We start from the raw sequence: 8,822 nt of genomic DNA, 5'->3' as shown, positions 1-8,822 counted from the left end.
CGCCGGCGGCGAGACCGGTGACGCCCTTGCGCACGGTCGACGGAGTGTTGGGCATCGAGCGGATGACTCGGGCTTCAGGACCGAGCACATCGGCGAAGGTCTGCAACGTGACGCCGGCGGCGACACTCATACGCGCGTAGGCGATGATCGCGGTCTCCTTGCCCTCCCGCAGATCGGAGAACGGGTCCTTGCCGTGCTCATCGGGGTCGCCGAACACGGAGAGCAGATCGTCCTGCAGCTGATAGGCGAGGCCGAGGTGCCGGCCGATCACGGCGAGGTGATCTTCTGCCGCGGTCGACGAGCCGACGAGCACCGCGGCCGCCCGCAGCGGGAGCACGAAGGAGTACGTCGAGGTCTTGTACGCGCTCGTGGAGAGTATCGTCCGCAGATCGGGGGTGATGATGCCGTCGCTGAGTGCCACATCGGCGTGCTCACCGGCGACGGTCTCGAAGATCGTCTCCTCGAGTAGGCCGAGCAGACGCTCGCGGGCCTCGTCCGTGACGCCCGCCCGCGCGAATCCCAGCACCGCCGACGACAGCAGCAGGTCTCCGAGGAGGATCGCGCTCGAGCGCGCCCAGTGGAGGGCGGGTTCGGTCGGGCCCGCCGGGCGTCCTGCGACGAGCGCACCGATCAGATTGGGGCGCCGCCGCCGCATCAGATCGCCGTCGATGACGTCGTCGTGCAGGAGGAAGGCGAAGTGGAGCAGCTCGACATGGGCCGCGACATCGATGGCGGAGCGCATCTCGTCGGCGGTCAGAGGGGCGGGTGCCAAAGCACGCGCGAGGTCCAGGAGCAGACGCGGGCGGATGAGCTTTCCACCGAGAGCGTGCTCCTCAGCCGCCTGCCACAGTCCGACGAACTCGCTCCCGTACCGTTCGGCGGCGGCGCTCCGCTCGGAGAAGCGGTGTCGCAGGGCCTGCTCGATCCGTGTCCCCAGCGATTCTTCCGTCGTCGTCGTGCTCATCTCTCACACCTCGCCGAGCCGCCGCAGCAGCGGGAGCTGCTCGACCAGCCAGGGACTGAAGGCGAAGGGCGCATGCGTGACGGCCTCGACGAGCGGACCGACGGCGACCCACGTCCATTCGGACACCTCGTCGGGGTTGGCGGCGGGTTCGCCGTCGAAGACCGCGACGTGCACGGGGCAGATCTCGTTCTCGACGATTCCGCTGGCATCCACCGCGCGGTAGCGGTAATCGGGGAGGATCATCCGGATCTCGGAGAGCTGCAGGCCGAGCTCGCCGGCGCCGTGTCGACGCACGGCATCGGACATCGCCTCGTCGGGCCGAGGATGCCCGCAGAAGCTGTTCGTCCAGACACCGGGCCAGGTCTTCTTCGAGAGTGCTCGGCGCGTCAGCAACAGTCGTCCTTCGCGGTCGAGGACGTAGCACGAGAAGGCGAGGTGCAGGGGAGTGTCGTGGGTATGGACTTCGCTCTTGGGAAGGGTGCCGATGGCTGTCCCGTCTTCCGCGAGGAGGGTCACGTCGTCCATGGCATCTCCCTGTTCTGAAGCTTCTCCATTTATCTAACTTGGTGAGTAGTCAACTTAGCATGAAACTGTTGGTGTGTAACATGATCGCATGGACACGGAGCCCGGCACCACCCCGCACGCGGGTGCGCAGGATTCGCTCCCCGTCGCAGGCGAAGGATCGCGGTCATCCGGGGCGGCCCCGGACGGGTTGACCCATTCGGCCATCTACGACGTCGAGGCGAGCGATCCTCGCAGTGTCCTGATCGACCGGACCGGCGTCTCGCCGGAGGAGCTCAAGCAGATCTCGAGGGTCATGGAGGCGCTCGCCGGACTGCGCGAGGCGGAGCAGACGCTCTCCCAGGCATCGCGTCGATACATGCGCCTGAACGAGACCGACATGCGCGCGCTGCACTATCTGATCGTGTGCGCGAACCGGAACCTGGTGGCGACGCCCGGAGGGATCGCGCATCACCTGGGGGTCTCGACCGCGGCGACGACCAAGCTTCTCGACCGTCTGGAACAGGGAGGGCACATCACGCGTGCCCCGCACCCGACGGATCGCAGGGCGCTGCAGATCAACATCACCGCGCAGACGCGTCATGCCGCGATGGAAACCGTCGGACGGCAGCAGGCGAAGCGCTTCTATTCTGCCGCCCGACTCGCGCCTGCCGAAAGGGAAGTCGTGATCCGATTCCTCATGGATATGACAGAAGAGATCACGCTCCGCGACGAACCCTGGTTGCAGGGAGGCGCTTAATACCCGCCTGCCGGTGCAGGCGGAAGTGCTGCTTAATTGCGACCGAGGTCAGTGTGCGGCGTTGTATGCGTCCACGACCTGTGCGGGAATGCGGCCGCGCTCGGAGAGCTTGTGCCCATTCTCGTTCGCCCAGGCGCGGATGGCTGCGACCTCGGGGTTGCGCGCGGGCCGCTTCCGAGCCGCGGAGGTGCGAGGAGCGCTCGAGGAGCCGGCCTTTCGCCCCGCAGTCACGTAAGGCTCGAGGGCCTTGCGCAATTCATCGGCGTGCGCGGAGTTCAAGTCGATCTCATAAGCGGCGCCGTTGAGCGAGAAATGTACAGTCTCGCCCTCGCCGACCTCCAGGACGCTGCCATCGATGTCGTCTACCAGCTGATGCACAATTCGTCTTGCCATACGGGGACTTTACCCGTCAGGACGAAATGCGACAAGTCGGAACAATCATTAGCGCAATGGTATTCACGCGAAGCAATAAGTCAATTCCCTGTGGTCAGGGAAGAAGTCCCGCACGCCGCGCTCTGGTGACAGCCGCATGACGCGTGGAAGCATCGAGCTTCGACATCGCGGTTCCGAGGTACGCCTTGATCGTGCCTTCGCGCAGGCCGAGCTGCGCGGCGATCTCCGCGTTCGTCGAACCGAGCGCCGCGCACGCGAGCACATCGGTCTCGCGGGGGGAGAGGCGGACCGTGGGGATGGGGCCTGTCGCCGGCGCGGATGTGCTTCCCACGAGCGTCATGAGTCGGCGTTCGACGTGCGCGATCCTCGCGCGGATATCGACGTCGTCGACAGAGGCGGCGATGCTGCGAAGTTCCGCGAAGCTCTGACGCAGTTCCTCCCGGTGCGCCGGTGCGACGCTGTCGACGCCGAGGGGCGCCTCCTGCATCCGTCGCTGCACCTCGTCGCGGATGCGCAGTTCGTCGGCGACGGACTGCGCGACCTGCATGGCGGGAGCGGTGGTCACCCCGCCGACCCGCTCCTCATCCCAGCCTCCTGCGTAGAGCACGCCGCGAGAACGACCCTGGACGACGATCGGAAGGGCGAGAAGAGTGCGCAGTCCCTCACCCAGCACGAAGACGTCGTAGTCGTGCGTGATCTGCTGCGAAGACCCGTAGTCGCTCGTCATCCTGGGGCGCAGTTCCATCATCGCCCGTCCGCCGAGTCCACGTTCCGGCCGCACGCGCAGACCGTCCAGCGATCGGGTGCGCGCACCGACGATGCTGGTGACGCTCACGACGCCTTCTTCGATGAGGCCGCCGAACGCGACCGGGAAGCGCGTGCGCCTCGCAAGCTCGCGCACCGCATTGGCGATGAGATCCGCCTCGGATTCGCGGGTGACGGGTGAGGACACGACTACCTACTTCCGGGGTGACGACGCAGTTCCCCGTTTCGTAGCGTCGACGATATCACTCACGTCGAGATGCGCGTGGGCCCGGCGGCCTACACGCCGGGCCCACGAGATCAGCGGCCGGCGGCTCTGCTCGCCTCGAGGTCGAGCAGGAATCGCTTGCGTTCGGGGTGCGCACCGTACTGACCAGCGCTCCCGTCGGAGCGCACGACGCGATGCACCGGCACGATGATCGAGAACGGGGTGATGCGGCACGCCGTGCCCACGGCGCGCGCCGCACCGGGGTGCCCGGCGAGCACCGCGACCTCTCCGTAGCTCATCGTCTCTCCCCACCCGATGTCGCAGATCGTCTGCAGCGCGGTCAGGGCGAACCCGTCGACGAGTCGCCAGTCGAGCCGGATGTGCTCCTCGAAGCGCACCGGTTCGCCGTCGAAGTACTCGGCGAGCAGGTGTGCGAGCTCGTCGGCGGCACCGGGGTCGGGCTCGGGCACCGCGCTCAGCTGCCGGGAGACGCCTTCGAGCAGCCAGGGCACGCGCGGGTCTTCGGATTCGGAGAGGTCGAAGCGCACGATGCCCTCGTCGGAGAACACCGCGAGAGCATCGCCGAACGGTGTCGGCGCGAAGTCGTAGCGGAAGGTCATGCCCCCATCCTGACCGCCCGATCCGACTCGGAGTCCTGCGCCGGCCGCTCCGGGTGGAGAACGCGAGCGGCTACCACACCGGGCAGGAGGAGTGCAGGTTGCCTCTTGGACGGCGGAATTCGGCGGAAACCCGCCCGGGATACCGCGCCTCCGCGGGTCACGCGCCTAGGGTGTCAGTGTGTGGCGACGTGAAGACAAGTCTGCGGACGACACAGCGGTGGACCCTGCTGTGCCGATCGGCGACCTGCACGGGACCACGACGGGCATCGAGATCGCGCACGCGGCCGAGGCCGAGCGCACGCGTCTGAGGGCCGAAGCGGCCGATCTCGGCGGCCCCTCGCCGCTGGTCAGCTTCCGCGACACCCCGGAGTCCGGCATCGACATCTCCAAGGCGCACCCGGGCAGCCTGCCGCAGTTCATCACCGGGAAGTCGACGCTGCTGTCGAACCTCTTCCGTGATGAGGTCGGACTGCGCACGGCACGACTGGCCGCGGAGCGGATCACGGCGAAGAACACCGAACTGCGTACGGTCCGCGGCATCGAAGCGGTGCATCTCGCCGTGGGCGTCGCACGGTGGCGCATCGGCGGCGCAGGTTTCGCCGCCCCCGTGCTGCTGCGCCCGCTGGCCATCCGCCGCCACCACTCCGATTTCGAGTTGAAGCTCCAGGGAACCTTCGAGGTGAACCCGGAACTCGTGCGGATCGCGCGCGACCACTTCGGCCTCACGATCGATGCCGTAGCCCTCGCCGCGCTGGCCTACGACGGCGGCATCTTCAAACCGCAGCCCGTGATCGACAGCCTGCGCGCGCTGACGCGCTCGATCGACACCTTCTCGGTCGAGCCGCGCCTGGTCGTCTCGACGTTCGCCGATGTGTCCGGCGTGATGTCCCGCGACGGCGGCAGTCTCGACCATCATACACCGCCACCAACACCGGCACGACGACGCTGACCGGGGTGCAGATCTCGGACCTGTATCCGGGACTGTCCGACCTCGACTACGTGTGGCCCGGTGAGCCGGGAGTGCTGCTGCCCGGTCAGACCGTCACAGCGACGGCCCGGGTGACCATCACGGCCGACATGGAGTCTTCGGTGGTAGCGTCGCAGGCCGTGGTCAACAGAGGATGAGCCGACGAGCCGCGAGACGCAGGTCGACGATCGGCTCGGCGACGCGGCGCTCGACGATACCGAAGGCCACGAGGGCGATCACCCCGATCCCGAAGCAGAGCGCGCTCTGCACGGACAACCATGCCCAGGCGTTGCCGCCCTCCAGCATGCCGAGGATTACCGCGGTCAACCCGATCGTGAGCAGCACCGCTCCCGCGTAGTCGATGCTGTGGCGCTGGGTCTGCTTCTGCTCCTTGTAGTTGCGCAGCAGCATCCACCCGGCGATCAGGCAGAGCGGGATGTTGATCCAGAAGATCCACCGCCAGGCGTCGAGCTGGGCGAAGATTCCGCCGAGTGCCGGACCGACGACCGAAGAGATGGCCCACACGCTCGCGACATACCCCTGCACCTTGGCGCGCTCGGCGACCGTGTAGATGTCGCCGACGATGGTCATCGCCATGGGGGCGACGGCACCGGCGCCGATGCCCTGGATGATGCGGAACACGATCAGCGCCGGCATGCTCCAGGCGAATCCGCACAGGAGGGAACCGAGCAGGAACAGCACGATGCCGAGGAGGATGATGGGCTTTCGGCCCACGGTGTCGGCGAATCGGGAGTAGATGGGCACGCTCACGGCCTGCGCGAGCAGATACACCGAGAACAGCCACGGGAACTGCTGGTAGCTGCCGAGATCGCGGACGATGCTGGGCACCGCGGTCGCGAGGATCGTGGCGTCGATCGCGATGAGGCCGGTGGCGAGCATGAGCGCGCCGAGGATGGGGCCTCGCTCCGACCGGAGTCCGATGGAGGCGCGGTCGACGGAGGCAGTCACTACAGGGACAAGCCGATCGGTCGCACCGATATTCCGACCGGTGCGCGATACGCGCGGATCAGGAGGAGGCGCGGCGGCCGGTCGCCTCGGAGTCGGGGTCGTCTCCCTCGGGCTCCTCGTCGTACAGCACCGGACGATCGATCGTCTTGGTGACGTCGGCCGGGTCGACGGCGAGGATCAGCATCGCGAGGATCAGCAGCGTCACGATGAAGGCCCCACCGCCGACGACGAGGCCCAGGGCCAACGGGGTCAGCCCGTCGTACGTGCCGTTCGCGATCGACGCGTTCACCCGCGACGTGAAGGCACCGGTGGAGACCAGCGTGACGACCATGGCGAAGACGCCGCAGCCGGCCGCGATGAGGAGCAGGTGCAGGGGCCGCAGAATGTCCCGGCGGGTGGGCTTCTCGTCGCTCATCGCTCTCCTCCGTGCTCCGCGGGAGCGGCGCTGTCGTTCGAATCGGATGCCGCGGTCGCGGCGTCGATCTGCTTCGGCGTGAGGCCGGCGATGCCGAGGAAGACGGCGACGATCGCCGCATAGCCGCCGAACATGCCGACACCGAGGATGATGCCGGAGAGCACGAATGTGCCGGCCTTGTCGATCGTGTACTCCTGCAGGAAACCGGCCGGGATCAGCAGCAGGACGATACCGAGCAGAACACCCAGCGCCCCCACGGAGATCGCGTCGCGGGACAGCATGCCGCCGGTGCGACGAGCCCGGATCCCGGCGAGCACCTCGATGCCGCCGCTGACGATCGCCCAGGACGACACGACGACGAAGAACAGATCATCGGAGCGCCAGGCCGGGATGCCGCTCACCATGCCGGCGACGATGCCGACCGCTGCGAGCAGCACGTACGACCAGCGCAACCCTGCGGGAACGACCAGCCAGGCCGCGAGCACCTGCACGAGGGCGGTGATGAGGACGAAGCCGCTGAAGACGGACAGACCGACGGGTGCCGAGTGATCGGACGAGAACGTGATCATCAGCGCAGCGACTGCGGCGAACAGAGCGCGCAGCAATTGCACGTGGCGCATGGTGAATGCGCGAGCAGGGGCAGACATGACGGTCCAGAGTCCTCCGGGGTATTGCTCCCAGTCTACGCGGGGCTGCGCAGACGCAACGCCGGGAGCCGCGCGGAGGGAGGATTCGTGAAGCCCGGCTGATCTCCCCAGATCGATTGCCGGGCTTCACGACATACGCAGCAAGGGGGGCATCACTGCGTCAGGCCGGTGATCGCAGGACTGGGAACCCTGCCTGCGAATACGGCCAAGTGACCCCACATGCCTACCCGGTCCCCTGAGGTACGCGCGTGCGGTCGTATGCTCACTCTAAGGCGCTGATCTTCACATACCGGAGGGGATCTGTGATGAATATCGAAGATGACGCGCGCAGAGCCGAATCCGATGACTTCGCGAACGCCCTGCGCGACGCGATAAACGCCAAGCCGGTGACGCTGTCGTGGCTGCAGCGGCAGCTCAAGGCACGCGGGAATCGCGTGTCCATGGCGACGCTGAGCTATTGGCGATCGGGCGCGCGACGGCCGGAGGGCGTGCAGTCGCTGGCCGCGCTCTCCGACATCGAGGAGCTCCTCGGGCTCGACGTCGGCGCACTGAGCAGACTTCTCCGCTCGACGAACCGCACAGGGCCGCTCGGCCCGAACCAGTTCCCGATCGAAGAGGAAGAGCTCGAGCTGGCGGTGATCGAGGCCTTCCGCGCGCTCGGCGCCCCGTATCCCGACACCTCGCGCGAGCTCACGACCCATTCGGTGACCGATGTGGGCGCCGACGGCAACATCGCCTCCAGCATCACGCGCAGCATCGTGCAGTCCACGGTGGGCACCATCACGGCGATCCCCTTCCTGGAGATCAACCCCGGGGTGCGCACCCCCGCACCGGAGCTGGCGGCCGTGTCCGGCGGCACGATCGCCGCTCGATACTCCCACCCGGACGGTGAGGTGCACGGGGTGCTGTTCGAGCTCGACGTGCCTCTGACGGCGCCGGAGACCGCGATGGTCGAATGGTCGGTCGAGTATCCGCCCGACTATCCCCAGACGCGCGACACCGGTCACGCCGTGGCTCAGAAGGCCAGAGAGCTGCTGGTGTGGACGCGCTTTCACCCCGATGCCATCCCGGACTGGTGCGAGGAGCACGTCGAGACGCCGGACGGCGTGACGGTGACCCCGCTGCCGCCGCCGCGCGGAACGTCGGTGCATCTGGTGCGCAGGGCGTTCGGCCCCGGCGCCCTCAGCCTGCACTGGGGATACGGTCCCCGCGAGGATCAGCCGGGCTGATCGCCCGTCGCGACCGGGCGGCCAGGGGTGTTGGACCACTGACTCCACGATCCGGGGAAGACCTTCGCGTCGATGCCGACCTCGTGCAGGACCAGCGCCGTGTGGGCGGCCGTCACACCGGAACCGCAGTACGCCGCGACCGTCGTCCCCGGGGCCACGCCGACCTCAGCGAAGCTCGCCAGGATCGTCTCTCGATCGAGGATGCGCCCCTGCGCGTCGAAGTGCACGGGTTCGGGAAGGTTGCGCGCGCCGGGGATGTGCCCGCCGACCGGGTCGTAGGGCTCGGAGTCGCCGCGATACCGATCGGCAGCACGGGCATCGATCAGCACACCGGATGCCGGGAAGGCGGCGATGCGATCTCGATCGACGAGGCTGCCGCCTTCCCGG

Annotated in this window: 12 protein-coding genes and 1 pseudogene; 4 read left to right on the top strand and 9 right to left on the bottom strand. The window is 67.7% G+C overall.

Annotated features, from left to right (window positions below; all coding sequences use genetic code 11):
• Together KZA10_RS03635 and idi are read right to left on the bottom strand one after the other, a co-directional pair.
• On the bottom strand, positions 1 to 964 hold a 964-nt coding region (locus KZA10_RS03635), incomplete at its 3' end, for a polyprenyl synthetase family protein (RefSeq protein ID WP_256934355.1).
• Between the two features lie 3 nt (positions 965 to 967).
• Complete coding sequence (gene idi, locus KZA10_RS03630) at positions 968 to 1,489, bottom strand: isopentenyl-diphosphate Delta-isomerase (RefSeq protein WP_055865130.1); 522 nt, start codon at positions 1,487 to 1,489, stop codon at positions 968 to 970.
• Between the two features lie 88 nt (positions 1,490 to 1,577).
• Between idi and KZA10_RS03625 the strand changes: the two genes are divergently transcribed.
• Entirely contained in the window at positions 1,578 to 2,225 is a 648-nt protein-coding gene (locus tag KZA10_RS03625) for a MarR family winged helix-turn-helix transcriptional regulator (RefSeq protein ID WP_081603847.1), read from the top strand.
• 48 nt (positions 2,226 to 2,273) lie between these two features.
• On the opposite strand, the gene KZA10_RS03620 is transcribed toward KZA10_RS03625, so the two are convergent.
• The 3 genes from KZA10_RS03620 to KZA10_RS03610 all read right to left on the bottom strand — a co-directional run bounded on the left by KZA10_RS03620 (position 2,274) and on the right by KZA10_RS03610 (position 4,208).
• Positions 2,274 to 2,618: an Lsr2 family protein gene (locus KZA10_RS03620; protein WP_031205549.1), complete on the bottom strand. Its 345-nt coding sequence runs from the start codon at positions 2,616 to 2,618 to the stop codon at positions 2,274 to 2,276.
• Between the two features lie 94 nt (positions 2,619 to 2,712).
• Positions 2,713 to 3,570 carry a LuxR C-terminal-related transcriptional regulator gene (locus tag KZA10_RS03615; protein ID WP_218682195.1) on the bottom strand — a complete coding sequence of 286 codons (858 nt, stop codon included), beginning with the start codon at positions 3,568 to 3,570 and terminating at the stop codon, positions 2,713 to 2,715.
• Positions 3,571 to 3,680: 110 nt separating this feature from the next.
• A complete protein-coding gene (locus KZA10_RS03610) occupies positions 3,681 to 4,208 on the bottom strand; it encodes a methylated-DNA--[protein]-cysteine S-methyltransferase (RefSeq protein ID WP_055873828.1) in 528 nt (175 codons plus the stop codon).
• A 178-nt stretch (positions 4,209 to 4,386) separates the two neighbouring features.
• Between KZA10_RS03610 and KZA10_RS03605 the strand changes: the two genes are divergently transcribed.
• Positions 4,387 to 5,157 (top strand): hypothetical protein, encoded by a 771-nt coding sequence (locus tag KZA10_RS03605; protein WP_256934354.1) that lies wholly within the window; start codon positions 4,387 to 4,389, stop codon positions 5,155 to 5,157.
• 5 nt (positions 5,158 to 5,162) lie between these two features.
• Positions 5,163 to 5,333, top strand: a complete 171-nt coding sequence (locus KZA10_RS03600) for a hypothetical protein (RefSeq protein ID WP_218682194.1) — start codon at positions 5,163 to 5,165, stop codon at positions 5,331 to 5,333.
• Here KZA10_RS03600 and KZA10_RS03595 read toward each other — a convergent pair.
• From KZA10_RS03595 to KZA10_RS03585, 3 genes and pseudogenes are all read right to left on the bottom strand, one after another.
• Positions 5,326 to 6,144: pseudogene (locus KZA10_RS03595) on the bottom strand (MFS transporter); the annotation flags it as partial. The gene KZA10_RS03600 and the pseudogene KZA10_RS03595 sit on opposite strands and share 8 nt — an antisense overlap.
• A 58-nt stretch (positions 6,145 to 6,202) precedes the next feature.
• Entirely contained in the window at positions 6,203 to 6,559 is a 357-nt protein-coding gene (locus KZA10_RS03590) for a hypothetical protein (RefSeq protein ID WP_017829767.1), read from the bottom strand.
• Positions 6,556 to 7,206, bottom strand: a complete 651-nt coding sequence (locus KZA10_RS03585; protein ID WP_218682193.1) for an acyl-CoA synthetase — start codon at positions 7,204 to 7,206, stop codon at positions 6,556 to 6,558. Before KZA10_RS03585 ends, KZA10_RS03590 begins: the two co-directional genes overlap by 4 nt.
• Before the next feature lie 305 nt (positions 7,207 to 7,511).
• Here KZA10_RS03585 and KZA10_RS03580 point away from each other — a divergent pair, with 305 nt between their 5' ends.
• The gene (locus KZA10_RS03580; RefSeq protein WP_055866636.1) at positions 7,512 to 8,435 is read left to right on the top strand and encodes a hypothetical protein; all 924 of its coding nucleotides are present in this window, start codon (positions 7,512 to 7,514) and stop codon (positions 8,433 to 8,435) included.
• On the opposite strand, the gene KZA10_RS03575 is transcribed toward KZA10_RS03580, so the two are convergent.
• A partial coding sequence (locus KZA10_RS03575) for a sulfurtransferase (RefSeq protein WP_256934353.1) occupies positions 8,423 to 8,822 on the bottom strand: 400 nt, incomplete at its 5' end. The two genes, KZA10_RS03580 and KZA10_RS03575, sit on opposite strands and share 13 nt — an antisense overlap.

The organism is Microbacterium sp. BF1, from assembly GCF_019279095.1.
GTDB lineage: Bacteria > Actinomycetota > Actinomycetes > Actinomycetales > Microbacteriaceae > Microbacterium > Microbacterium maritypicum.
The sequence above is the reverse complement of the archived record's forward strand: the minus strand, read 5'-3'. Positions and strand labels throughout refer to the sequence as shown.